The 24,807-nt window shown below is 68.7% G+C and carries 20 protein-coding genes and 1 pseudogene; 11 read left to right on the forward strand and 10 right to left on the reverse strand.

The window, feature by feature from the left end; all coding sequences use genetic code 11:
* Positions 1 to 19: 19 nt before the first annotated feature.
* Positions 20 to 301: pseudogene (locus CyaNS01_RS14465) on the reverse strand (TIGR02450 family Trp-rich protein); the annotation flags it as partial.
* Here CyaNS01_RS14465 and CyaNS01_RS05240 point away from each other — a divergent pair.
* Positions 285 to 1,232 carry an NAD-dependent epimerase/dehydratase family protein gene (locus CyaNS01_RS05240; RefSeq protein WP_186699425.1) on the forward strand — a complete coding sequence of 316 codons (948 nt, stop codon included), beginning with the start codon at positions 285 to 287 and terminating at the stop codon, positions 1,230 to 1,232. The pseudogene CyaNS01_RS14465 and the gene CyaNS01_RS05240 overlap by 17 nt on opposite strands.
* Here the strand turns inward: CyaNS01_RS05240 and CyaNS01_RS05245 are convergent.
* Entirely contained in the window at positions 1,203 to 1,703 is a 501-nt protein-coding gene (locus CyaNS01_RS05245) for a CDP-alcohol phosphatidyltransferase family protein (protein ID WP_370561772.1), read from the reverse strand. The genes CyaNS01_RS05240 and CyaNS01_RS05245 overlap by 30 nt on opposite strands.
* A gap of 94 nt (positions 1,704 to 1,797) precedes the next feature.
* On the opposite strand from CyaNS01_RS05245, the gene CyaNS01_RS05250 reads away from it, so the two are divergent.
* Entirely contained in the window at positions 1,798 to 2,238 is a 441-nt protein-coding gene (locus tag CyaNS01_RS05250) for a CBS domain-containing protein (protein WP_186699427.1), read from the forward strand.
* 40 nt (positions 2,239 to 2,278) lie between these two features.
* On the opposite strand, the gene pdeM is transcribed toward CyaNS01_RS05250, so the two are convergent.
* Complete coding sequence (gene pdeM, locus CyaNS01_RS05255) at positions 2,279 to 2,965, reverse strand: ligase-associated DNA damage response endonuclease PdeM (RefSeq protein WP_186699429.1); 687 nt, start codon at positions 2,963 to 2,965, stop codon at positions 2,279 to 2,281.
* 342 nt (positions 2,966 to 3,307) lie between these two features.
* Between pdeM and CyaNS01_RS05260 the strand changes: the two genes are divergently transcribed.
* Positions 3,308 to 5,455 carry a 4Fe-4S binding protein gene (locus CyaNS01_RS05260; RefSeq protein WP_370561775.1) on the forward strand — a complete coding sequence of 716 codons (2,148 nt, stop codon included), beginning with the start codon at positions 3,308 to 3,310 and terminating at the stop codon, positions 5,453 to 5,455.
* An 18-nt stretch (positions 5,456 to 5,473) separates the two neighbouring features.
* Here CyaNS01_RS05260 and CyaNS01_RS05265 read toward each other — a convergent pair whose 3' ends face one another.
* The 6 genes from CyaNS01_RS05265 to CyaNS01_RS05290 form a co-directional block, all read right to left on the reverse strand.
* A complete protein-coding gene (locus CyaNS01_RS05265; RefSeq protein ID WP_225875906.1) occupies positions 5,474 to 5,920 on the reverse strand; it encodes a gamma-glutamylcyclotransferase in 447 nt (148 codons plus the stop codon).
* 44 nt (positions 5,921 to 5,964) lie between these two features.
* Entirely contained in the window at positions 5,965 to 8,451 is a 2,487-nt protein-coding gene (locus CyaNS01_RS05270) for a ligase-associated DNA damage response DEXH box helicase (protein WP_186700304.1), read from the reverse strand.
* A 202-nt stretch (positions 8,452 to 8,653) separates the two neighbouring features.
* Complete coding sequence (locus tag CyaNS01_RS05275; protein ID WP_186699433.1) at positions 8,654 to 10,366, reverse strand: ATP-dependent DNA ligase; 1,713 nt, start codon at positions 10,364 to 10,366, stop codon at positions 8,654 to 8,656.
* 12 nt (positions 10,367 to 10,378) lie between these two features.
* Positions 10,379 to 11,275, reverse strand: a complete 897-nt coding sequence (locus CyaNS01_RS05280; RefSeq protein ID WP_186699435.1) for a DUF547 domain-containing protein — start codon at positions 11,273 to 11,275, stop codon at positions 10,379 to 10,381.
* A 37-nt stretch (positions 11,276 to 11,312) separates the two neighbouring features.
* Positions 11,313 to 12,638 carry a hypothetical protein gene (locus CyaNS01_RS05285; protein WP_186699436.1) on the reverse strand — a complete coding sequence of 442 codons (1,326 nt, stop codon included), beginning with the start codon at positions 12,636 to 12,638 and terminating at the stop codon, positions 11,313 to 11,315.
* Complete coding sequence (locus CyaNS01_RS05290) at positions 12,638 to 13,384, reverse strand: glycosyltransferase family 2 protein (RefSeq protein ID WP_186699438.1); 747 nt, start codon at positions 13,382 to 13,384, stop codon at positions 12,638 to 12,640. Before CyaNS01_RS05290 ends, CyaNS01_RS05285 begins: the two co-directional genes overlap by 1 nt.
* 200 nt (positions 13,385 to 13,584) lie before the next feature.
* Here CyaNS01_RS05290 and CyaNS01_RS05295 point away from each other — a divergent pair, with 200 nt between their 5' ends.
* The 8 genes from CyaNS01_RS05295 to CyaNS01_RS05330 all read left to right on the forward strand — a co-directional run bounded on the left by CyaNS01_RS05295 (position 13,585) and on the right by CyaNS01_RS05330 (position 23,697).
* Complete coding sequence (locus tag CyaNS01_RS05295) at positions 13,585 to 14,385, forward strand: methyltransferase domain-containing protein (RefSeq protein ID WP_186699440.1); 801 nt, start codon at positions 13,585 to 13,587, stop codon at positions 14,383 to 14,385.
* 7 nt (positions 14,386 to 14,392) lie between these two features.
* Positions 14,393 to 15,577, forward strand: a complete 1,185-nt coding sequence (locus CyaNS01_RS05300; RefSeq protein ID WP_225875822.1) for an NAD(P)/FAD-dependent oxidoreductase — start codon at positions 14,393 to 14,395, stop codon at positions 15,575 to 15,577.
* Positions 15,568 to 16,707 carry a type III polyketide synthase gene (locus CyaNS01_RS05305; protein ID WP_186699442.1) on the forward strand — a complete coding sequence of 380 codons (1,140 nt, stop codon included), beginning with the start codon at positions 15,568 to 15,570 and terminating at the stop codon, positions 16,705 to 16,707. Before CyaNS01_RS05300 ends, CyaNS01_RS05305 begins: the two co-directional genes overlap by 10 nt.
* Entirely contained in the window at positions 16,694 to 17,287 is a 594-nt protein-coding gene (locus tag CyaNS01_RS05310; RefSeq protein WP_186699444.1) for a PAP/fibrillin family protein, read from the forward strand. Before CyaNS01_RS05305 ends, CyaNS01_RS05310 begins: the two co-directional genes overlap by 14 nt.
* 209 nt (positions 17,288 to 17,496) lie before the next feature.
* A complete protein-coding gene (locus CyaNS01_RS05315; protein WP_186699446.1) occupies positions 17,497 to 19,203 on the forward strand; it encodes a SulP family inorganic anion transporter in 1,707 nt (568 codons plus the stop codon).
* Between the two features lie 54 nt (positions 19,204 to 19,257).
* Positions 19,258 to 21,063 carry a hypothetical protein gene (locus CyaNS01_RS05320; protein ID WP_186699448.1) on the forward strand — a complete coding sequence of 602 codons (1,806 nt, stop codon included), beginning with the start codon at positions 19,258 to 19,260 and terminating at the stop codon, positions 21,061 to 21,063.
* 1,271 nt (positions 21,064 to 22,334) lie between these two features.
* Entirely contained in the window at positions 22,335 to 23,333 is a 999-nt protein-coding gene (locus tag CyaNS01_RS05325) for a sodium-dependent bicarbonate transport family permease (protein ID WP_186699450.1), read from the forward strand.
* Positions 23,334 to 23,382: 49 nt separating this feature from the next.
* The gene (locus CyaNS01_RS05330) at positions 23,383 to 23,697 is read left to right on the forward strand and encodes a hypothetical protein (protein ID WP_186699452.1); all 315 of its coding nucleotides are present in this window, start codon (positions 23,383 to 23,385) and stop codon (positions 23,695 to 23,697) included.
* A 75-nt stretch (positions 23,698 to 23,772) separates the two neighbouring features.
* Here CyaNS01_RS05330 and CyaNS01_RS05335 read toward each other — a convergent pair whose 3' ends face one another.
* Positions 23,773 to 24,798 (reverse strand): ligase-associated DNA damage response exonuclease, encoded by a 1,026-nt coding sequence (locus CyaNS01_RS05335; protein ID WP_186700307.1) that lies wholly within the window; start codon positions 24,796 to 24,798, stop codon positions 23,773 to 23,775.
* Positions 24,799 to 24,807: the final 9 nt, after the last annotated feature.

The raw sequence follows: 24,807 nt of genomic DNA on the forward strand, positions 1-24,807 counted from the left end.
GCAGCTGTTGCCAGCCAGGCTGCCAGAGCCGCCTGTCGCGCAGCTGCTGCAGCGGCACCAGCAGCCGCAGGCTTGGATCCAGCACGGCGGCCAGCTCCACGGCGCGGCCGGCGGCCTTGCCCCGCTGGCCCACCAGGGCGAAGTGGCGATAGCCGCGGGTGTCCTGCGGCGCAGCGGGCTGGGCGGTGTAGGCCTGGCTCAGGCGCATCGGTTCCACGGCATCGGAGCGGGGGGGGCTGGAGGGGTGAGCCTGGAGAATGGCGCTCCAGTTGCGCAGCAGTGCCATGCAGATCCTCGTCATGGGCGGAACCCGTTTTGTGGGCAAGCCCCTGGTGGAGCAGCTGCTGGCCTGCGGCCATGAGCTCACCCTGTTCACCCGTGGCCGCAACCCGGTGCCGGCCGGCCCCCGGCACCTGGTGGGGGATCGCAGCGACCTTGCGGCCCTGGAGCTGCTGGCCGGCGAGCGCTTCGATGTGATCGTGGACAGCTCCGGCCGCAGCCTGGAGGATTCCCGCGCCGTGCTGGAGCGCACCGGCCCCCCCAGCCATCGCTTCGTCTATGTGAGCTCGGCGGGGGTCTATGCCGATTCCGAGCTCTGGCCCCTGGATGAGGACGCCCCCACCGATCCGGCCAGCCGCCACGCCGGCAAGGCGGAGACCGAAACCTGGCTGCGCCAGCAGGGGATTCCCTTCACCAGCTTCCGGCCCACCTACATCGTGGGTCCGGGCAACTACAACCCTGTGGAGAGCTGGTTTTTCGATCGGATCCTGCATGGCCGGCCCCTGCCCCTGCCGGGCGACGGCAGCACCATCACCCAGCTGGGCCACGTGAAGGACCTGGCGGCCGCGATGGCGCGCTGCATCGAGGTGGAGACCGCCACCAACCGCATCTACAACTGCACCGGCAGCAAGGGCGTGACCTTCCGGGGGCTGGTGGATGCCGCAGCCCGGGCCTGCGGCCAGGATCCCGCCAGCGTGGACGTGCGCAGCTTCGATCCCGCCGGCCTGGACAAGAAGGCCCGCAAGGCCTTCCCGCTGCGGCTGGCCCACTTCCTCACCGACACCACCCGGGTGCGGCGCGAACTGGCCTGGGAGCCCGCCTTCGACCTGGAGGCCACCCTCAAGGACAGCTACAGCCACGACTACGCCCTGCGGGCTCCCGGCACCCCCGACTTCTCCGCCGACGAGGTCCTGCTCAGCGGTTCAGGCGCGGCGCAGGTAGCCCCAGGCTGAGCTCAGGGCCAGCAGCAGGGAGGGCCAGAAGAGCCACCAGCCCAGCGGCACCAGCAGCGCCTGGCCCGGCCAGGGCCAGAGCAGCAGCAGCAGGCTGCTGAACTGCAGCACGGTCTTGAGCTTGCCGGCCAGGGAGGCGGGGCCGCCGCCGCCCTGGCCGGCCCGCCAGCCGGAAATCAGCAGCTCGCGGGCCAGCAACAGCCACACGGCCGCCAGGGGCAGCACCCCCTGGGCCCCGAGCCACAGCAGCGGCGCGCTGATCAGGATCTTGTCGGTGAGCGGATCGAGGCGGGCACCCCACACCGAGCCGCCGCCGGCGCGGCGGGCCAGCACGCCATCGGCCCAGTCGCTCAGCCCCCCCAGCAGCAGCAGCAGCCAGGCCAGCACGGGCTGGCCCGCCAGCAGGGCCAGCAGCAGGGGGAGCCCCAGCACGGCCCGCAGCACGGTGAGGCCATCGGCCAGGCGTCGCATCCTGTTGCCCTTCATCCCGGCTCCCGGCCACAGGCTCAGAATGGCCGACACGCCGCTCCAGCAGCCCATGGTCCAACAGTCGGTCTCCGCCGTGATGAGTAGCCCGGTTCTGAGCGTGGCGGTGGACACGCCCCTGCAGGAGGCGGTGAAGCTGATGAGCGAGCACCACATCGGCGGGCTGCCGGTGGTGGATGGGGGCGGCGCCCTGGTGGGCGAGCTCACCGAACAGGACCTGATGGTGCGCGAGAGCGGCTTCGATGCCGGCCCCTACGTGATGCTGCTCGATGCCGTGATCTACCTGCGCAATCCCCTGCAGTGGGACAAGCAGGTGCACCAGGTGCTGGGCAGCACCGTGGGGGAAGTGATGCGCCCCAGCCCCCACACCTGCCCGGCCGAGCTGCCCCTGCCGGCGGCGGCCCGCCAGCTGCACGAAAGCAGCACCCAGCGGCTGTTTGTGGTGGATGGCGGGCACCGTCCCGTGGGCGTGCTCACCCGCGGGGATGTGGTGCGGGCCCTGGCCCAGGCCGGCGCCTGAGCGATACCGCTTGAACGGGCAGGGCTTGCCTCCCCCCCGTTCAGCCGTCCCAGGCGAGCACCTGGCCGTCGGCCACCAGCCAGCGCCGTTCGCCCGGGGCCGTGGGGTGGCCGCCGGTGAGGGCGCCGAAGGCCGGCAGGGCCAGGCGCTCCTGGCTGGCGCAGTAGCTGAAGCAGGGCAGCCGCAGGCGGTCCGCGCCGCGGCCCACCAGGGCCACCGGGTGCAGGTGGCCGCAGAGGTTGAGGCGGCCGGGGCTGGATTCAGGGCTGTGACTGAGCCACCAGGGGCCCAGCGCCTGGGAGGGTTCCTGGGGCAGGCCATCGATCCAGCTGCCGCGCTCATGGTTGCCGCCCACCAGCTGCAGGCCACAGCCGAGCAGCTCCGGCAGGGCCGCCAGCTTGGCCCGCAGCTCGGCGGTGAGCCCGTGGCGGCTGTGGATCAGATCGCCCAGCACCACCACCCGGCTGGGCCGCAGTGGATGGGCCAGGGCCAGCAGGGCGTTCAGGGTGGCGGCATCGCCATCGCTGGGCAGGGGGATGCCGTGGGCCTGGAAGCTCTCGGCCTTGCCGAGGTGCAGGTCGGCCAATAGCAGCACGTGCCGCTGGGGATCCCAGGCGGCGCGGCCGCCCAGGAGCTCAAGGACCTGGCCCTGCCAGTGAAAGCTGACTGTGCTGCCCTCAAGCTGCGGCGTGGGGTTGTGGGCCGCAGAACAGGATGATGGGGGCATCGAGGCCTTGAATGAGCGCAATAAGTTGCATCTTGGCACCAGGTGAGTCAAGAAGTTCAACTCATTAGCGCCACGCCTGGGGAGTTCAGCGGCAACTGGACTAGCCTTGCAAAACAAGCGTGTTCAGGATGAGTGACAACCGCAGCATCCTCCCGCTCAACATTAGAATCTTGCCCGGAACACGGTGGTTCAGGCTGGGTGGTAGAAGGATCTTTAACCCTGCGATGGCTGGCTTCCGACAACACTTTCTCAGTGTGAATTGATCCACTCACCAAGCTTTGTCGCAGCAGCGGCCGGGCTGACTGAATTGTCGTTGCCGCCAGAGCAGTGTCTGCTAGCCCAATCCCAGCTTCTGATCCCTCAGCCGCCTATCTCAAGCTGGCACCCTTTTTGGTGGGGCGTGCCCGGCGTGGGGTTGTGGGCAGCAGTCGTTATGCCTCTCGCCTGAGGGAGCAGATTCGCCAGGCGGCGGCAGACCCGGCCAGGAAGGCCGTGCTGGTGAGCGGCGAGCCCGGGCTGGAGAAAGACAACATCGCCGCCCTGATTCACTTCGGTTCGCCATGCCGGCGCCGGCTGCTGGTGCGCCTCGCCGGGGCCAGCCTGCGCGGCGATGGGGCCAACCTGTTCGGCCCCTCCGGCAGCGACGGCGTCGGTTTCCTGCTGGATTCCCTCGGGGAAGGCTCCCTGCTCATTGACCAGGTGGACCAGGTGCCAGAGGCCCTGCTGCCGGCCCTCCTGGAGCTGGCCGCCACGGGGCGCTGGCGGGCCCCCGCTGGGAATGGCCCGTGGCGTCAGTTCCGCGGGCGGCTTCTGTTCACGGCGGAGTGCGCCCAGCCCCAGCTCGATGGGCTGTGCCAGGTGATCCGCGTGCCGCCGCTGCGGGTGCGGCGCCAGGACCTGGGTGAGTGGTTGCGCTACATCGTGCGCCTGAGAGCCCCTGGGCTCGGCTGGACGGTCGCCCCCCGGGTGAGCGAGGCGGTGGTGAAGCGGCTCCAGGCCTACGACTTCCCCAACAACCTGCGGGAGCTGGACGCCCTGGTGGCCAGGGCCCTGCAGCAGGCCCGGCGCCAGGGGGGCGGTGCGGCGATGGCCACGGCCGCCGCGGCTCAGACGCTCCCCGAGGACGTGTTCTGGACACCGACCCGACCCTCCCGGCTGCGCTTCGACCTCTGGCGCTGGAAGCCCGGCCTGCGCAACCTGATGCGCTCGCCGCGGCTCTGGAACACGCTGCTGTTCGGCCTGGTGAGCTGGGTCTTCGTGCTGGTGAACCTGTGGCTGTGGTTCGGCCCCCAGGACCGCCAGCACAACGGCGCCCTGAACCTCTTCTGGGCCTGGTGGTGGCCCCTGATCCTGCTGGGCTATCCCCTGGTGGGGCGCCTCTGGTGTTCCTTCTGCCCGTTCATGGTGTGGGGCGAGATCACGCAGCGGCTGGCGCGCTGGCTGGGCTGGCAGCCTCGCCCCTGGCCCCGCGGCGACACCGACCGCTGGGCGGCGCCCCTGCTGGCGGCCGGATTCGCGGCGATCCTGGTGTGGGAGGAGCTGGGCAACCTCGAGAACACGGCCTGGCTGAGCAGCGCCCTGCTGCTGGTGATCACCGCTGGGGCTGTGCTGGGTTCGCTGGCGTTCGAGAAGCGCTTCTGGTGCCGCTACCTCTGCCCGGTGGGGGGGATGAACGGCCTGTTCGCCAAGCTCTCGATCCTGGAGCTGCGGGCCCAGGCGGGCACCTGCAGCGGCAGCTGCAGCAGCTACGCCTGTTTCAAGGGCGGCCCGGCGGAGGGGGAGGGCCTGGCCAGCGAGGGTTGTCCGCTTGGCACCCACCCCGCCCACCTCAGCGACAACCGCAACTGCGTGCTCTGCCTCAACTGCGCGCAGGCCTGTCCCCATCGCTCGGTGCAGCTGCGGCTGCGGCCGCCGGCCGCCGATCTGCAGCGGACCATGGATCCCCCGGGCGGCGAGGCTGCCCTGATCCTGGTGCTGGCCGGTGGGGTGTGCCTCAACCACTGGCAGCGGCTGCTGGGCTGGTTGCCCTGGGCACCGGCTTCCCTGCACAGCGGCGACCTGCTGATCCGCCTGGCCGTGGCAGCCCTGGCCCTGGCGCTGCCCGCCCTGCTGCTGCTGCCCCTGCGGCTGCTGCTGAGCCGTGAGCGCTGGCGCCTGGTGCCCTATGCCCTGTTGCCCCTGCTCTGGGGTCTGCTGCTGGCGCGCCACCTGCCCCATGGCCTGCTCGAGGCCGGGCGCCTCCTGCCCGTGACTGCGGCTGGGCTGGGCTCATCCCTCAGCGGCGTTCAGATCTGGATCGCCGCCCTGCCCGAGTGGAGCGCCGATCCCCACGTGCTGGCGTTCTGCCAGAGCCTCAGCGTGCTGGTGGGCGCCCTGGCCTGCCTGCCGCTGGTGCTGCGCCTGCTGCAGCCCGGCCGCCTGGGCCTGGCCTTGGCGGGATCCGGCCTGCTGCTGCTGGCGGCCAGTGGGCGCTGGCTGGTGGCTCTGTAGGAGGCCGGCCGGCGTGCCTCAGCGGCGGCGGCCCCGCCAGCGGCCGTCCAGGAGCCTGGGGGAGTGACGCACCTGTGGCGCGCGGCCCAGATACACCCAGGCGCTGGCGCCTGACAGCAGGGGTAGCCAGTGGCGCTGGTAGAGCCTCGGGGCGCCCTCCAGGCGATCGAGCTGCACCAGGGTGACCTCGGTGATGGCGAACAGCTCTCCATGCACCAGCGCCCCGGCGTCGCCGGAGGGGTCGGGCACCGCCATCGGGAAGGGGCCCAGGTCGTGGAGCCAGGCGCCCGGCAGGCTGTCGTTCCCCAGGAAGGGGCTCTTCGCCAGCCAGCCATGGTTCACCAGCCCCCGCTGCAGCGTTCCGTAAACGAACACCCGGCGATAATTCCCCTCAGTTGCGTGCTGCTCCATGACCCTGGCCCTGCTGATTGCCCTGGCCGCCTCGCTGGGATTGATGGCCTTCATCGTCAAGAAACTCGAGCAGGCCTGAGCTGCAGCGCCGTCCATGCTCAGCAGGCCTCCAGGCGTTCGGCCTGCTCCCGCAGGCGCTGCAGCCGGCTGAGCAGGGATTCGGTGCTGAGCCGGCTGTTGAGTCGTTCTGCCAGCAGGGGGAAGGCCAGGGGCCCGGGCCGCGGGGTGCGCTGCAGCAGCAGCCGGCAGCCCATCAGCCGCCGCAGCGCCGCCGCGATGCGGGGCAGCTCCAGCTGCTGCTGCAGCACCTCGGCATGGGCCTGGGCGAGCAGCAGGTTGCCGGGTTCATGGCGCTGGAACACATCGAACAGCAGGGCGGCGCTGATCTGCAGCTGGCCGCCACTGCGACCCTGGCCCGGATAGCCGTTCAGCACCAGGCCGCTGATCTGGGCAATGGCCCGGAAGCGCCGCCGGCTCAGCTCCGACACGTTCAGGGCCTGCTCCAGATGGGCCTCGAGGTCGCCCTCGTCCAGCAGCTCGTCGGCGTGCTGCTCGAACAGCTCCTCGAAGCGATAGCCGCGGGGTGCCAGCAGCTCGAAGCCGTAGTCGTTCACCGACACGGTGATCGTGCTGGGGGCATGGCGGGCCAGGCGCCAGGCCCACAGAAAGCCGATCCCCTCATGCACGAAGCGCCCCTCGAAGGGGTAGGCGTAGAGATGGCGGCCCTCGCGGCTGCTGCAGAACTCCACCAGGAACTGGTCCTGGCGCGGCAGGGCGGAGAGGTCGGCCTGGCGGCGCAGCAGCGGTTCGAGGGCCTTCAGCTCAGGGGTGTCGAGGGGCGGCGCCTGGGGATCCTCAAGAGCGCAGGCCGCCCGGTGCATCTCCTGGCGCAGGTGGTGGCTGAGCAGGTCGGAGAGGGCCATCTGGCCGCCGGCCCAGGCCGGCACCGCCTGGCTCTTGCGCGTGGTGGCTTTCACCTGGGCCGTCATCTCCCGCAGCCGCACGAACTCCAGCTGCCGCCCGGCGAAGAAGAACACATCGCCGGGCTTGAGGCGCCCGATGAAGCTCTCCTCCACATGGCCGAGCACGGCCCCGCGCACCACCCGCACGGTCACGGCGCGGTCTGCCGTGATCGTGCCGATGTTGAGCCGGTGCAGCCGGGCGATGGCGGGCTCGCTCACCACCAGCCGCAGGCCCTCCCCCGCCCCTTGGCGCTCGAGCTTGCGGAAGCGGGGGTAGGCGCCGAGGCAGTCGCCCCCCTGCTCCAGGAAGCGCAGACACCAGGTCCAGCTGGCCTCACTCAGGTGGCGGTAGTTCCAGGCGCTGCGCACCGCAGCCAGCTCCCGCTCGGGATGGAAACCGGGGCCGCAGGCCAGGCTGGTGAGGTGCTGCAGCAGCACATCGAGCGGGGCCTGCGGAGCCCGCCGCTCCTCCACCAGCCCCTCGGCGAGGCCCCGCCGCATGGCGCTCACCTCCAGCAGCTCCAGGGCATGGGTGGGCATGAACAGCACCTGGGAGGTGCCGCCGGGCTTGTGGGCACTGCGACCGGCCCGCTGCAGTAGCCGGGCCAGGTTCTTGGCGCTGCCGATCTGCACCACCCGCTCCACGGGCTGGAAGTCCACCCCCAGATCCAGCGAACTGGTGCACACCACCCAGCTGAGCTGGCCGGCCTTGACGCCGGCTTCGATCGCCTCCCGCTCGGCGCGGTCGATGGCGCTGTGGTGCAGGGCCAGGGCCCCCTCCATCTCGGGGCAGGCGAAGCGCAGGCACTGGTACCAGCGTTCGGCCTGGTTGCGGGTGTTGGTGAACAGCAGGGTGGGGGTGGCTGGATCCAGGCCCGCCACCAGCTCCTCATGCATGCGCAGCCCCAGGTGGCCGGCCCAGGGGAAGCCATCGATCTGATCGGGCAGCAGGCTGCGGATGGCCGTGCCGCGACGCAGCCTGGCGCTGATCAGCAGCGGCTCCTGGGGCGTCACCCCCACCGCCGCCCGGGCGGCATCCTCGAGGTTGCCCATGGTGGCGCTGATCGCCCAGGTGCGCAGCTGCGGGCGGCGCTGCCGCAGCCAGCTGAGGCAGAGCTCACTCTGGCTGCCTCGTTTGCTCCCCATCAGTTCGTGCCACTCATCGAGCACCACCGCCTGGAGCTGGCCGAACAGCGCCTCGGTGTGGGCACTGGCCAGCAGCAACGACAGGGATTCCGGCGTGGTGATCAGGATCTCCGGCGGCCGCCTGATCTGGCGGGTGCGCTCACTGCTGGGGGTGTCGCCATTGCGGATCGCCACCCGCAGGGGCCAGCCCATGGCGGTGATCGGGGCCTGGATCGCCAGGGCCAGGTCGCGGCTGAGGGCCCGCAGCGGGGTGAGATAGAGCAGGCGCAGGCCTGGGGCACCCCCCGCCTGGATGTCGGCCAGCATGGCGGCGATCGGGCCCATCACGGCGGCATAGGTCTTGCCGGAGCCGGTGGGCACCTGGATCAGGCCGCTGCGGCCCTGCAGGTAGGCAAGCCAGCACTGGCGCTGGAAGGGCATCGGCCGCCAGCCCTGCTGCTTGAACCAGGCTTCGATTGGCGCCAGCTGCGCCGCCATGGAGGGGCTCACCGCGGCGGCGTGCTCAGGTGGCCAGCCGGTCGACGCCAGGGCCGGCGCCGATGAGCATCACCCCTGTCACCGTCCACCCCAAGGCGCACAGCAACTGCAGCAGGAGGCTGGTCATCGGCTGGATCAGTGAGGGGATAGCGCCGCTTCAAAGCTAGCGAGGCCTGCCATCACGACCCTGCAGCGCGAAGTCTCATCCCCGTGCCGGCGCGCTCAGCAGGGCCCGGGCCGTGGCCAGGCTGTCGGCCTCGGCGGCGGGTTTGTCCTGGCGCCAGCGGCTGATGCGCGGGAAGCGCACGGCGATGCCGCTCTTGTGGCGCCGCGAGGGCTGCAGACCCTCGAAGGCCAGCTCGAACACCTGCAGCGGCTGCACTGCCCGCACCGGTCCGAAGCGCTCCAGGGTGTGGCTGCGGATCCAGCGATCGAGGCTGGCGATCTCGGCGGCATCGAGGCCGGAGTAGGCCTTGGCGAAGCTCACCAGCCGCCGCTGCTCCACTGCGGCAGCCGCGGGCCCCACAGCAGCGGGCTCGGGGTCGTCCCAGAGGGCGAAGGTGTAATCGGTGAACAGATTGGCGCGGCGGCCGCTGCCGGCCTGGGCGTAGAGCAGCACGGCATCGAGGCGGTAGGGCTCGAGCTTGTGCTTCCACCAGCTGCCGCGGCGGCGGCCGGAGCGGTAGGGGGAGTCGCGGGCCTTGAGCATCAGCCCCTCGGCGCCGGCGGCCCTGGCCTGCTGCCGCAACGGCTCCAGCTGCTCCCAGCGCTGCAGGGCCAGCTGGGGGGAGAGGCGCAGGTGCCCGGCTGCGGCAGCGTGTGCCGCTGCCCGGTGCTGCTGGATCAGCCACTCCAGGGCGGCGCGGCGCTGGCTGAGCGGTTGCTGGCGCAGGTCCTGGCCCTCCAGTTCCAGCAGGTCGTAGGCCTGGAACACGGCGGGGCAGGCGGCCAGGAGCGCTCGGCCCGGGGCCTTGCGGCCCAGGCGCCGCTGCAGGGCTGCAAAGGCTTCCGGCTGCTGCGCCTCCGCCTGCCACACCAGAATCTCGCCGTCGAGCACGGTGCCCTGGGGCAGGCTGTCCGCCAGGGCGATCAGTTCGGGGAAAGCGGGGTTGATCAGCTCCTCGCCGCGGCTCCAGAGCAGGCTGTTGTCGCCCCGGCGGATCAGCTGGCCGCGGATGCCGTCCCACTTCCACTCCGCCAGCCAGGCGCCGGCGCCGCCGGGCAGGGGGGGCTGCTGGGGGTCTGGCGGCAGCTCCAGAGGTGAGGCCAGAAAGAAGGGATAGGGCCGGCTGCTGCGGTGCTCGTCGCCCCGGTCGGGGGCGAGCAAGGCTGTCCAGGCCTCGGCGCTGGGCGAGAAGCCACCCATCAGCCTGTGGGCCAGCAGGGAGGTCTCCAGGCCGCTGTGGCTGGCCAGGGCGCGCAGCACCAGGCCCTGGCCCACGCCGATGCGAAAGCCGCCCGTGAGCAGCTTGTTCACCACCAGCAGCTCATCGGGCTCCAGCCCCTGCCAGAGGGCCTGCACCGCCTCGGCCTGGGCCTCGCCCTCGAGAGCCGCCAGGGCCGGCAGGCGCTCCTCCATCCACTCCTGAAGGGAGGCTTGGGGGGTGCCGCCCCGGGGGTGACCCTCCAGGCAGGGCTGCCGGCGCCAGAGCAGGGCGATCGTCTCGGCCGAATCACCCACCTGGGCGTGGCAGTCGTCGAACAGCCACTCCGGCAGGCTTGAGGCCTCCAGGCAGATCTGGCGCAGGCGGCGGCCGGTGATCAGCCGCCGCCGCTGCTTGCCCAGCAGGCAGTGCAGCGCCCAGGCGGCATCGGCCGCCGGGGCGGCGGCGAACCAGACCCGCAGGGCCTCCACCTTGGCCAGCGTTCCGGGGCAGCCATCGAGCTGCTCGATCAGCGCGGTGAACTGACGCATCGGCGCCCCCGTTCATTGGCCATTGAGCGACCAGTCGTAGTTGAGGGTGGTGAGGTTGTAGTCACCCTTGCGCAGGTAGGCCTGCTCGGCGGGGCTGACGTAGCCGCTGATGAAGTGCAGCACGGGCCGCTGTTTGGTGTGGCGGCCGTAGCCGCTGTCGGTGCTGTAGGAGGCGTTCCAGTCTTCCGCGAACCACTGGAAGATGGCCGAGATCGCCACCGTGCCGGTGCCCTGATCGATCACCAGCCCCTGGGGACTGCCCAGCCACAGCCGCACCTGGTCGTCGAGCTGCTCATCGAGCCTGGAGCCCACGTAGGGCTCGCGCCGCAGGGGCGGGCAGCTGATCGCGGCACACACCAGGCCCGCGTGGATGCGGGGCTCGTTGTAGTCCTTGCGCATGATGCCGTGCTCCAGGTGATCGAGGGTCATCGACTCGCCGGCCACCTGATGGCGGTTGAGCTTCCACACCCCGAGGATGTCGCGGATGCTGGCTTTCAGCGGCTTCTGCTCAATGATCGATTCCAGGGTGAGGGCGTTGTAGGCATTGAGCAGGAAAGCGATCTGCTCGGGTTCGTCCCAGGCTTGGAAGCTGGCGGGGGTCACGGCAGCCAGTTCGGCCACGTAGGCCTCCAGATCGCCGGGATCCTTCTGCAGGGCGGTGTAGTTGACCAGACCGCTGCCGTCGACGAAGCGCTCCAGCACCACCGCGTAGCGGGCATGGTCCAGGGGCGGGGTCAGGGCCGTGCTGGCACTGGTGCTGGCCGCGCTGCCGCCTCCCTGCGATTCCGGGGACGGCCAGGGCAGTGCCAGCGGACCGCAGCCCGCCACCAGCACCAGGCTCAGGGCCAGGGCCAGCCGGCGGGGCGCGGGCCGTTTCAGGAGGGTGCGGGGCCGGATGGGGGAGGCCATGGGGTGATCAGGGAAGGAAGGGAACAGAGGGGACCTGTCAGGCCCGCTTTGGGGGCGCGGCAGGGTCCCCGCGGCAGCGCAGCCCCATCTCCAGGGCCAGGCCGATCAACCAGGGGCCCCACAACAGCCAGCGCTCCGGCCCGCTGAGGTTCCAGTCGGGCAGGCGCGAGGGCAGCACGAAATAGACAAACCCCGAGAGGCTCAGCAGCCGTGCCCCCCAGGCCCGGGTGGGCACCGCAAAGGGCATCAGCCAGGTGAGATACCAGCCGTGCACGATCGGTGAGAGCAGCAGCAGGGCCATCAGGTAGCGGCGGCTGAACACCCCGAAGGCGGAGTTGGTGAGGATCAGCGCCAGGGCCACGGCCGCCAGGGCCCCCAGAAACAGGCTGTTGTGGGCCCGGGACCAGCCCCACAGCTGCCCCACCAGGTGGGGCACCAGTTCGGCGCTGCGGCCCTGACGCACGAAGTTGGAGCCCACGGGAATCAGCGGGCAGCCGCTGGCGCCGCAGAACGGCAGCGAGGCGAGTGCCATCGGCAGCACCCCCAGCAGCGCCGTCGCAGCCGCCAGCCGCCAGCCCCGCTCCCGGATCGCCCGCCACAACAGCAGGCCCAGCATCGGCAGGGAGACCCATTTGATCGCCACGCTCAGGCCCACCAGCAGGGCTGTGATCAGCCGGCGGGTGGGGGTCTGGGCGGGGTCCTGGCTGGAGGGCGTGGCGGTGGAGTGGGGCTCGATCAGCAGCCAGGCGCCCACCAGGGGCAACAGGAACCAGCTCTCGAAATGGCCGCCCCCGGCGATGCTCACCAGCACCAGCGGGTTCCAGGCGTAGAGCAGGCTGGGCAGCCGGCCGAAGCGGCGGGCCAGCAGGGCGCAGAGGGCCAGATCGGCCGCCACGAAGGCGAGCTTGAACGGGAGCACCGCCGGGCCCAGGTCCGCCGGTGACAGCGCCGCCAGCAGCCGGAACAGCAGCTGGGTGAGGGGCGGGTAGATCGCCGTGACGTCTGGATGGTTGATCTGGCCCCACCAGGGGGTGCGCAGCGGCTCCAGCAGGGCCGCGTCCGGGGCCAGCAGGAACGGATTGAAGCCAAACCGCTGGATCTGGCCTTCCCAGAGGTAGCGCCAGATGTCATCGCTGGGCTCCATGGGCAGCAGCAACAGCCGGGTGAGCACGGCCACGCCCCAGAAGGCCGCGGCGCCCACCCAGCGCAGCCGCCAGGAGAGGGCGAAGCCAGCGCCGAGCACCGCCGCGGCCCGCCAGAAGCCCGGCATCACCTGGGGATCGTGCAACAGACCCTGGGGCGCCATCAGCGCCGCGCCGAGCACCAGCAGCAGACAGCTGCCCGGCAACGCCCAGCTCGCCATCAGGCGCCCCTCCTGGCCGGCTGCTGCGGGCGCAGCAGCTTGCGCAGGTAGAGGCCACCCAGGGTGGTGAGGATGCCGACGCCGGCCCCGACGCTGCCGGCCACCGTGCCGGAGATCTTGGACTCCCCGCCCGCGCGGCGGCGGGGCTCAACGGGCTGTTCCTGGATCCGCAGGCCGGCCTCCACGGCCTTCACCTGCATCTCGATCGTCCAGCCGAAGCCGCGGTCGTGCATCCGCAGCGCCAGCAGCGCCTCTCGGCGGATCAGGCGCAGCGGACCGAGGTCGGCGAAGCGGTGCCCCCAGCCGAGCCTGATCAGGCGGGTGGCCAGACCATTGCCGAAGCGCTGCGCCGGCGTCAGCAGCCGCTGCCCGGCCGGGCTGGCCATGCGGTTGCCCAGGATCAGATCGGCCTTGCCCATCAGGCCTGCCCACTGGTCCAGAACGCCCAGGTCGTCACTGCCGTCTCCGTCGCAGAACAGGATCCAGCCGATCGGCTCCGGCAGGTCGAGCAGCCCCCGCCAGCAGGCCCGCCCGTAGCCCGGCACCGGTTCGTTCAGCACCTCGGCACCGCAGTGGCGGGCGATGGCGGCACTGGCGTCGCTGCTGCCGTTGTCCACCACACGGATCCGGCCCACGCCCTGGCGCTGCAGGCCCTCGATCACCGCGGCGATCGTGGCCGCCTCGTTGCGCACGGGAATGATCGCCAGCACGGCATCCAGGGGCGTGGCAGGACGGGCTGTGGTCATCGTCGTGGTCCCCCCGGGTCGGCCGCTGGCATCGAGTGTGGGTGGCGCATCGGATCCACGCCCGGCGGGTCCCAGTTCCACGATCGTCGCTGGCAGGGGCTCTGGAAGTACTGGCGACGGCGGCGATCGGATGCGGCCTGGTCTGCCGCGGGGAGGAGGTTCCTAGGGTTTAGCCGTTGTGACACAGGCAGGGCGCAGGGATGGGTGGGCGCTCGGCCGAGCTGATCGACACCCTCTCGGTGCCCCTGGCTGAGCTGTGGGCAGGCCTGCCACAGCGGCGGCTGCGCGCGGAGGTGATGGATCAGCCGGAGCTCGATCCGGCGGTGCACCGCGATGCCCTGCGCGGTCTGGCCCGCATCAACACCCTCACCCGCAGTGCGGCCTGCTTTGCACCGGCCCTGCGCCAGCTGGCCCTGCGCAGGCCCGGCCAGCGGCTGCGGCTGCTGGATGTGGCCTGCGGCAGCGGCGACAGCCTGCGCGCCCTGGGCCGCCTCGGCCGGCGCCTGGGCCTCGATCTGGAGCTGCACGGCTGCGACCTCAGTGCCGAGGCCATGGCCATGGCTGGCGATCTGGCGCTTGCCGAGGGGGTGGAGGCCCACTTCTTCCAGGCCGATGCCCTGGGCGAGCCGCTGCCCGGCGGCTATCAGCTGGTGGTCTGCTCCCTGTTTCTGCATCACCTCAGCAGCGCCCAGGCCCAGACCCTGTTGCGTCACATGGCGGCCGCCACCGACGATCAGCTGCTGCTGCACGACCTGCTGCGCACCCGCCTCGATCTGCTGCTCACCTGGGCCGGCACCAGGCTGTTGAGCCGTTCGCCGGTGGTGCATGTGGATGGGCCCCTCTCGGTGGGCGGCGCCTTCCGGCTCGACGAGGTGGCGGCCCTGGCCGCCGCCGCCGGCCTGGAGGGGGCCCAGCTGCGGCGGTTCTGGCCGGAGCGGTTCCTGCTCTCCTGGCGCCGGGGAACGGGCGAGGCCGGCTCCGCCACGGCTCCGGCTGGATGAGGCTGCCGTGATCTGGGACGTGGTGGTGGTGGGCGGCGGCCCGGCGGGGGCGGCGGCGGCCCTGGGCCTGGCCCGCCAGGGGGCGCGGGTGCTGGTGGTGGAGCAGCGCCAGTTTCCCCGCTGGAAAGTGTGTGGCGCCTGCCTCAGCCCCCAGGCCCTGGCTGTGCTGCAGGCCATGGGTTTGGACCACATCGCCGCGGCCGGTGTGCCCCTGGAGCAGCTCCAGCTGGGGGTGGCCGGCTGCAGCCTGCCCCTGCCGCTGCGCCAGGGTCGTGCCCTGTCGCGCCACCACATGGATCAGGCCCTGCTGCAGGCCGCCGCAGACGCCGGGGCGGCGGTGCGCTTCGGCAGCCGGGCTGAGCTGGGGCCGGTGCAGCCCGGCTGGCGGGAGCTGGTGCTGCACCGGCGCGGCGGGAAGGAGCGCCTGCGGGCTGCCGTGGTGCTGCTGGCGGCGGGCCTCACCCACCGGGGCCCCCGGCAGGAGCCGGCCCTGCACACCCGGATTGCCCCCGGCAGCCGGGTTGGGGCGGGCTGCGTGCTGGAAGGCGATGGCGCCGGCCCGCCGGAGGCTTATCCCTCTGGGGTGATCCACATGGCGGTGGGCAGGGGCGGCTATGTGGGGGCGGTGCGGGTGGAGACCGGCGCTCTCAACCTGGCCTGCGCCTTCGATCCCGCCGCCCTTCGCCGCGCCGGTGGGCCGGCGCCCCTGGCCGTGGCGATCCTGGCCGAAGCGGGCTTCCCCCCCCTGGTCGAACAGCCCGCTGAACAGTCCTGGCAGCTCACCGCGCCCCTGACGCGCCGCACCCGGCCCCTGGCCGGCCATCGCCTGCTCCTGCTCGGGGATGCCGCCGGCTATGTGGAGCCCTTCACGGGCGAGGGCATGGGCTGGGCGCTCACCGCGGCGCTGGCCTGCCTGCCCCTGGTGCGGCGGGGGTTGGTGGAGTGGGACCCGGCCCTCGCGCATGACTGGCACCAGCAGCACCGCCACTGGGTGGCGCGCCGGCAGACGGTCTGCCGCGGCCTGGCCCTGCTGCTGCGCCATCCCACGGCCACCGCGGCGCTGCAGCGCACCGCCGCCCTGCTGCCGTCCGTGGCGGGGCCGCTGCTGCAGCGGGTGCAGCACACCGCTCTGCCGCCGCTGATCTCCACCCCAGCGGTGCCTTCCCCCCTGGAGGCGGCGCCGTGGCGATGACCCTGCTCGGCCTCGGCACGGCGGTGCCGGAGCTGCGGCTCAGCCAGGCCGAGGCCCTGGCCCGCGCCCCCCAGATGCGCGGGGCCAGCCCACGCCAGCAGCGGCTGCTGCGCCGCATCTACGAGCGCTGCGGGGTGGAGAACCGCCACTGCATCACCCCCGATGACGACCCCAACCCCAGCACCGCCGTGCGCATGCGGCGCTATGGCCCCGCGGCCCTGGAGCTGGGACTGCAGGCCAGCCGCGCGGCCCTGGCCGAGGCCGGGGTGGCGGGCACCGCCATCACCCATCTGGTCACGGTGTCGTGCACGGGCTTTGCTGCGCCAGGCTTTGACCTGGCTCTGGTGGCCGGTCTGCCCCTGGCGGCGGACGTGGCCCGCACCCATGTGGGCTTCATGGGCTGCCACGGCGCCCTCAATGGTCTGCGGGTGGCGCGGGCCTTCGTGGAGGCCGATCCCAGGGCCTGCGTGCTGCTCTGCGCCGTGGAGCTGTGCAGCCTGCACCTGCAGGAGGGCTGGAACCCCGACCACATCGTGGCCAACGCCCTGTTCGCCGACGGCGCCGCCGCCGTGGTGGCCGTGGCGGGGCAGGGCAGTCCAGGCAGGGAGGCGCCCAGGCAGGGAGGCCTGCAGCTGCTGGCCAGTGGCTCCACCGTGATTCCGCACACGGCCGGGGCGATGGCCTGGCTCATCGAGGACCACGGCTTCTCCATGGCGCTCTCGGCGCGGGTGCCGGCAGTGATCCAGGCGCAGCTGCGGCCCTGGCTGGATGGCTGGCTGGCCAGGCTGGGCCTCAGCCTCGAGGCGATTCGCCACTGGGCCGTGCATCCCGGCGGTCCCCGCATCCTCACGGCGGTGCTGCAGAGCGCCGAGCTCGATGATGAGCGCCTGGCCGTGTCGCGGGCGGTGCTGCGCCGGTTCGGCAACATGTCGTCCGCCACCCTGCTGTTCATCCTGCAGCGGTTGCGGCAGGGACAGGGCCCCGGCCCGGGCCCCTGCCTGGCCCTGGGATTCGGTCCGGGGCTCACCGTGGAAGCAGCCCTGTTCGGGGTCGATGGCGCCACACTGGCCCGTGACCCCACACCCCCAGAGGCCCTCCGGGAGGCCGTCGACTGCGATGAGCAACTCTGAGCGGCTGCAGCTCCTCTCCCTGCTGCAGGAGGGCCCCAGGGGCAGCGCCCACCGCCGTGATGGCGAGGTGCGGCCATTGATCACGGCCCTGGAGGCCTCCTCGCCGGCCGATCTCCAGAGCGATGCAGCCCGGCAGCAGTTGGAGGGGGTGTGGGAGCTGCGCTGGAGCAGCAGCTCACAGCCCTACCTCAAGGCCTCCCCCTGGCTGCAGAACCTGCAACTGCTGGCCCCCACCCAGGGGAGGGCCATGAACCTGTTGCTGCCGGCGGGGCCCCTGGCCCCGCTCGGGGGGATCGCGGTGGAGGCGCGCATCGCCATCAGCTCGGCCCAGCGGGTGGAGGTGCGTTTCCAGCGGGGCGGCTGGCTGGGGCCCGCCATGGGCCAGACCCGGCTGCAGCTGCTGCGCCGGGTGACGCCTGGCTTCCCGGCCTGGCTCGACATCACGGTGCTCGACGATCAGCTGCGCCTCTGCCGCGGCAATGCGGGAACCCTGTTCGCCCTGCTGCGCCGCGACGACCTCAGCCTGGAGGCCCTGCTGCCGGCTCCCGCAGCCGTTGCAGCGTCCCCATCCCCTGGCTGAGCGTGGCGGCGCTGGCCCCGGTGCTGCCCAAAGGAGCTGAGGAGCCTGAAGGGCGCCCTTGGCAGGGCTCAGCTCCACGCTGGTGTCGACTTCGGCATCAACAAAGCGCGATTGGCCCATGGGGTAGAACCCTTGCGGTCCGTTCCCTAGGCCGAGCCCGATGGCCAGGCCCCCGGCCCGATGGCTCTCCAGACCCCCGCGATGGCTTGATGACAGCAGCCCCCAGCACCCCGGCGCAAACGCCCCCCAAGGCCGGCCGGATCTTCAATTACATCGGCCGCAACAACATCCGGGGCGACTTCTACGGAGGGCTCACCGCCGCCGTGATCGCCCTGCCGATGGCCTTGGCCTTTGGCGTGGCCTCCGGGGCGGGCGCGGCGTCGGGACTGTGGTCGGCAGCGATCATCGGCCTGGTCACGGCCCTGTTCGGGGGCACGCCTGCCCTGATCTCGGAGCCCACCGGCCCGATGACGGTGGTGTTCACCGCCGTGCTGGCCACCCTCACCACCCGGGCGAGCAGTCCGGCTGAGGCCCTGGCCATCGCCTTCACCGTGGTGATGCTCTCGGGGGTGTTCCAGATCCTCTACGGCGTGTTTCGGCTCGGGAAGTACATCACCCAGATGCCGTACACGGTGATCTCCGGGTTCATGAGCGGCATCGGCACGATTCTGATCGTGCTCCAGATCGGGCCGCTGCTCGGCCAGGAGCCGCCCCTCGGGGGGGTGATGGGCACCCTGCGCAGCCTGCCCCAGCTGCTGCAGGGCATTCAGCCTTTGGAAACCCTGCTGGCGCTGCTCACCCTGCTGGTGCTGTGGTTGACGCCCGAGCGGATCAAGCGTCTGATCCCCGCCCAGCTGTTCGCCCTGATCGTGGGCACGATCCTCTCCCTGGTGGCCTTCCGGGGGGTGGAGTTGCGCCGTATCGGCGAGATCTCCAGCAGCCTGCCCCAGTTCACCCTGCCGGCCCTCTCGGCTGATGTCTGGCAGCTGGTGCTGGTCAATGCGGCCCTGCTGGGCATGCTCGGTTCGATCGACTGCCTGCTCACCTGCCTGGTGTCCGACAGCCTCACCCGCACAGAGCACAAGTCGAACAAGGAGCTGGTGGGTCAGGGGGTGGCCAACATTGCGGCGGGCCTGTTCGGGGCCCTGCCCGGCTCGGGGGCCACCACCGCCACGGTGGTGAACATCCAGGCGGGCGGACGCACGGGGCTTTCAGGGGTGCTGCGGGCCGTGATCCTGGCCGTGCTGATCCTGGCGGGGTCGGGCCTGGCGGCCCAGATCCCCCTGGCCGTACTGGCCGCGATCGTGTTCAAAGTTGGCATCGACATCGTGGACTGGGGCTTTCTCGCCCGCGTCCCCAAGCTCTCCGGCAAGGGCGCCCTGATCACCTATGTGGTGATCGCCCTCACCCTGCTGGTGGATCTGATGGTGGCCGTGGGGGTGGGCATCTTCATCGCCAACATCCTCACCATCGACAAGATGAGCGCCATGCAGACCCGCGGCGTGCGGCTGGTGAGCACCGGTGACGACGCCGGTGAACTGACGCCGGAGGAACGGCATCTGCTCAATGCGGCCGGGGGGCGGGTGCTGTTGTTCCAGCTCAATGGTTCGATGATCTTCGGGGTGGCGAAGGCGATCAACCGGGAACACAACGCCATCGGCGACTGTGATGCGGTGATCTTCGACCTCAGCGAGGTGGTGCATCTGGGGCTGACCGCTGCCCTGGCGATCGAGAATGCCGTGGAGGAGGCCATCGAAGTGGGCCGCAACGTGTATGTGGTGGGAGCCCGTGGCACCACCCTGCAACGGCTGGAGCAACTCAAGCTCTATGAACAGCTTCCCCACGATCACACTGATCTCGACCGGTTTCAGGCCCTGAACCATGCCGTTTTGGCCCTGACCCGCCAACCGGGATGACGACCAATCCCAGGCAGCGCGCTTAAGCTTCGCCTCCGGCCTTGGGACATCGGCATGGATTCTTCCGGTGACCAACCGATTCCTCCTTCAGCCGGCGCCGTTGGTGCAGGGCGTTCAGAGTCCAGTGAACGGGAGGTGCGAGAGCGTGTTGATCGCACGCTGGCCCAGCTTGAGGCACTGCAGGCCCAGGGGAGCGGCAACGACCAGCAGATCGACGCGCTGCTGGAGCAGGCCCTGAAACGCATCAGTGCCCTGCTGGCCCTGATGAGGCAGTCGCTCGTTGGGCTCGAGGGAGTGTCTGACGATGAACGCTCCCTGGCCGTGTCGAGCCTCGACGGAGCCGAAGCGCTGATCTCCCTGGCTGGCAGCTCCAGAGACGGCTCAGTGCCAAGGCCGGACGATCCTGGTGCTCGGCTTCAGTATGGACTCAGTGGCCTTGATCTGCTCCAGAGCGGCTGGCGGCAGCTGCTGGTGTCCAGCACCTCGCCGAGGTCGTGGCAGCCCGGAATGCTGCCGGATGAGGTGATTCAGCGGCTGGCGATGGAGTCGCGTCTGCTGCGATCGCTGCAGGCTCAGCGGCATCAGCAGCCTGCCTACCGCGAAGCGCTGCATCAGCTCAGCATCGCCGCGTATCGCTGCCGCTACCTCCTCAAGGGTTGCCGGCAGAGCCTGATGCTGGAGCTGCTGTTGTTGGCCATGCAGCTGGAAGACATTGCCAAGGGTTTGAAAACCGATTCAGGCGATCACATCCAGTTCTGGTCTGGCCGCCTTGATCAGGTGGAGGATCGCCTTGAATGGGTTGGCTTCAAGCAGCGTCGACCATGGTTGCCGGTGCTGAATGTGCAGAAACTGGTCAGGAGGGTCAGAACACTGCAACGCCAGGAGTCCGTTCAGGGAAGGATGCTGGCGGGGCTTGGGGTGTCGTTGACCATCTCCGTGCTATTTCTGCTGGCGACAACCACGGCGACAACGGTGCTTGGAGCCTTGTCTGCGATCAACACGGCGAACAGGCAAGCCGAGCTCATTGGCAATTACCAGGATCTCACCGTGGAGGTGAAGCGACTCTTGGACATCAATAACCAGAACAGAGATATCGATGCCAGCCTCGAAGCCCTCCAGCCTTCGATTGAACTGGCAAAGAAACCTCTTTTGGTGGAACCTGAGCAAGCTGAACAGCCTGCCGCTCAGCAGCCTGGAGTTGAGAACCAGCAGCAAAACATTCGAGTGCTGGAAAATCTCAATAGAGAGCGCAATCTTGTGTTGGGTGAGAAAGCCGAGAAGGACCGTGAGTTCAGCCGAGCAATTTCGCGACTCACTCTGCTGTATGAAGACATCACCACAACTCAGTCTCGGCCACTGCAGCCTGCTGAGCAAGGGCTGCCAGACAACCCGGCCGAGTCAAACTGGTATGGCGTTTGGATTGACACCCTGGCCGGGCCATTGCAGGATCCCGTTCTGCTGAAGCATTCGCGTCGCCTTGCCATTGCCGCCTTTGCCGGTGCTCTGGGCAGCATCATGAGCATTTTGATTCGGTTGGATCATGTCGATGAACAGAATGTGAGGAACCCCTTTGTTGTTGGTGCACTCAAGCCGGTTATAGGTGCTGTTTTTGGAATTGTCATCTTCATGGTTCTCACCACAAATGTGATTGACTTCATGCCAGCTAACTTCCGCCTCCATGACCACACGGTCCAGAGCATGGATGCTTCAGCTTCTGGCCCAGCCAGCCTGGCGGCAGGGGTTGATCCGCTGGGCGATCTAGACTCACAGGAGCTTTACAAGATCTTTCTGGTGGCGTTCATTGCTGGATTCAGTGAGCGTCTGGCAGGGGACACCCTCCGATCTGTGGGCAGGAGGTGACTCTCCTTCGCTGGGATGGTTCTGGATCAGATGGCAACAAGCTCCGCATCGGCTACTGCAGTGCAGGCACGTTGATCCCACCGCACAACGCCATCCCGTGCCAGCACGGCCTCAATCGAGCCAGGTTTGCTCTGGGAGACCCCGACGTGGAGTCAATCTGACCTCAGGCCTCCAGCAGGTCCTGGAAGCCCCGGCGCACGATCTCTGGGATCAGGGCGCCTGCGGTGCCGCCCTCCTTGAACTGGCTCAGCTCGGAGCCACCACGATGGGTGAGGATCATGGTCGGTGTTCGGTTTGTTGGTTGTGCTCCGAACAGGGTCACAGACTGGCCCACTCATTGCCAAAGCTGAGATCTCAGGGAGGTGAGCCGTCAGCCCCAGCTCAGCAGGTGCTGATCCTACAGATTCACACCACTACCTGGGACGCCGCAGCCGCACTGCAGGAACGTATTGCTGGTATAGAAGAAGCATGTGTCATGTTCGAGCTAAACAGGTGATTGTGTCTCACAACACGCCGGAAACGTGTGCCTTGGGCCATCAGAGCTCGGTCCGCACTGATGCGAATTGGCCAACTGGTGGCTGCGGTAGACAGGGATTAGATTCGTTGCTGAGTCGAAAGCCCATACCATGATCCTGTCGGATAATCCAGGCTTATCTGTAGGATCTGCAACTCTTTGTCCATCAAGCGCCCAACCCCATTCAGATGGAATTAATGTCACCCAACCTTTGCTGCTGCCAGTCATGTCTGCCTGTTGAGAGCCCCTAGCCCCTCTGGGGATTCAGCCTTCACGGTCTGGTGCGGTCGTCAGCTCCCATGCGCGATCTGAACCTGACTGGATGGGTTGGAGCGAACCGTCCATGGCCTCATTCCCTTTTTCCGTCAAACCACCACCTTTCACTGAAGAGACACACGGCGGGGTCTTCCCCTGTAGGACTTTCTCAGCCTTTTTCTGGTCAATCAGCATGGCTCAAAAGCTCTGTCTTTGGGCCAGTTGAACGTCTCTGGTCTGCGTGCTCAGAATCAAGCACGAGGAGAACCCCTTGGGTTTATCTTCCCTCCTGAGCTCCCCCCACCCCCCCCCCTGGGCTCCAAAATCACGGAGTGTGGTTCTGCTCCATTCTGTGGCGATGACGGCATCTCCGGTACCCACCTGGAGATGCTTGAAGACAAGCTCTGGAACCAGGCAATCTGGTTGCAGACTTGTCCGGGATCCTTCCACGACGACCTGATTTCTTAGCGACCTCAATCACTAAACCAACAGAGGATTTGAATTGTCTGACTTTCTTGAGCTTTTCATAAAGCAGATTCAGTCTCCAACCCTAGGCTTCCTGATCGGTGGCATCGTTGTCGCCTCATTCGGTAGCCAGCTGGCAATCCCGGATGCAATTTACAAGTTCATCACTTTCTTCTTGCTTTTGAAGATTGGTTTGAGCGCAGGTATTGCGATTCGCAACTCCAACCTTGCAGAAATTCTGCTGCCAGCCCTTGCCGCTGTGCTGATCGGCATCCTGATTGTACTGATTGCTCAGTACACTCTAGGAAAGATGCCAGGCATCAAATTCACTGATGCCATCGCAACAGGTGGACTTTTTGGCGCTGTGAGTGGTTCCACCCTCGCCGCCGTTCTGCCCCAGCTTGAGTCGGCAGGAATCCAGTACGAGGCTTGGAGCGCTGCCCTTTATCCGTTCATGGACATCCCGGCGCTGGTGACGGCGATCGTGGTGGCCAGCGTTTACACAGGTCGTAAATCCGCTGACACGTCCGAGAAAGTCGAAATCTGGCCGATCATCAAAGACAGCCTGCAGAGCTCTGCTGTCACGGCGATGCTGCTTGGTGTTGGTCTTGGCATCTTGACCAGGCCTGAGCGTGTCTATGAAGGATTTTTTGATCCTCTCTTCCGCGGCTTCCTTTCAATCCTCATGATCATCATGGGTATGGAGGCTGCACAGCGTATGAATGAGCTGCGCAAGGTGGCCCAGTGGTTTGCCATCTATGCCTTCATTTCGCCTCTACTTCATGGTTTTATTGCCTTTGGCGTCGGCCTGATCATTCACAAGATCACTGGCTTCAGCATCGGTGGCGCTGTTGTGCTGGCTGTGATCGCTGCATCCAGTTCTGATATCTCTGGGCCGCCGACTCTTCGAGCGGGTATTCCTACCGCGAATCCCTCTGCTTATCTAGGTGCCTCCACCGCCATAGGAACGCCAGTAGCGATCGCTATCGGCATTCCGCTCTTCATCGGGCTTGCGGAGTACATGCTTGCCCAGTAAGCCTAGATACTAGGCTGTTCACCATGCTTTCAATCTGAGGTCCTTTTCCATGAGCCAGCCAGTCTTTAAGTTGATCATCATCACAGAAGAAATTCTGCTCAAGAAGATCGCCAAGATCATCAAGGCAGAGGGTGCTACCGGTTACACCATCCTTGCGGCCGCTGGTGAAGGCAGCCGCAATGTGCGATCAACCGGTGAGCCCAGTGTGTCGCATACCTTCTCCAACATTAAATTCGAGGTGTTGACATCCAGCCGTGAAATGGCTGACGCCATCCAGAATAAGGTCGTCGAAAAGTATTTTGAAAACTTTTCCTGTATTACCTACATCTCTACGGTTGAGGCTTTGCGAGCGCACAAGTTCTGATCTGGTCCTGATCTATTCCATCCCTGCGATGTGCCCTTGCACCGCAGGGATTTTTCATTTCAGCCCATGCCGTGCTCATGGCTGACTCTCCTCCTGGCCGCGCTCTTCACTGAAGTGGCCATCCAGGGGGTCGGCGGCGATGCCTTCCACCTCCCGCAGATAGCGGGCCAGCCCGTCACTGTTGCCGTGGGTCACGTACACCTGCTGGGCCTGGCTGTCGCGCACGCTGCGGATCAGGCCGTCCCAGTCGGCATGGTCGCTCATCACAAAACCGCGCTCATAGCCCCGGCGGCGGCGGGCGCCACGCACCGCCATCCAGCCACTCACGAAGGCCGTCTGGGGACCCTTGAACCGCTTCATCCAGGCGGAACGGTGGGCGGAGGGCGGTGCGATCACCAGCCGGCCCGCCAGGGCCTCGCCCTTGTCGAGGGCCGTCAGCGGCCGGGTGGGCGGCATCGCCACCCCGGCCTGGCGGTAGGCCGGCATCAGGGTGTCCACGGCTCCATGCAGCAGCACCTCCTCGCCCACGCCGATGGCGTGGAGCTCCGCCAGCAGTCGCTGGGCCTTGCCGAAGGCATAGGCGAACAGCAGCGAGGGCCGCTCCGGCGCCGCCTGCCACCAGCTGCGGATCTGCCCGGCCACGGCGGCGCCGCTCTGCCAGCGGTAGATCGGCAGCGCAAAGGTGGCCTCGGTGATGAACACATCGGCCGTTACCGGCTCGAACGGGGCGCAGCTGGGGTCGGCGCAGCGCTTGTAGTCGCCACTCACCAGCCAGCTCTCGCCGCCGGCCTCGACGCGGATCTGGGCAGAGCCCAGCACGTGGCCAGCGCTGTGGAACGACACCCGGGCGTCGCCGATGCGCAGCACCTCGCCGTAGGACACCGGCAACAGCTGGATCGCGGCGCCGAGGCGCTGGCGCAGGATCGGCTCGCTGGCCTCGATCGCCCAGTACTCGCCGCAGCCGGGGCGGGCATGGTCGGCGTGGGCGTGGGTGATCAGGGCCCGGGGCACCGGCCGCCAGGGGTCGATCCAGGCCGCCGCCGCCGGGCAGTAGAGGCCCTGGGGGCTGAGCTGTAGCAGGGCGTCCGGGGGCAGGGGCATCGGCTCGGT

Source organism: Cyanobium sp. NS01, from assembly GCF_014280235.1.
Lineage (GTDB): Bacteria > Cyanobacteriota > Cyanobacteriia > PCC-6307 > Cyanobiaceae > NIES-981.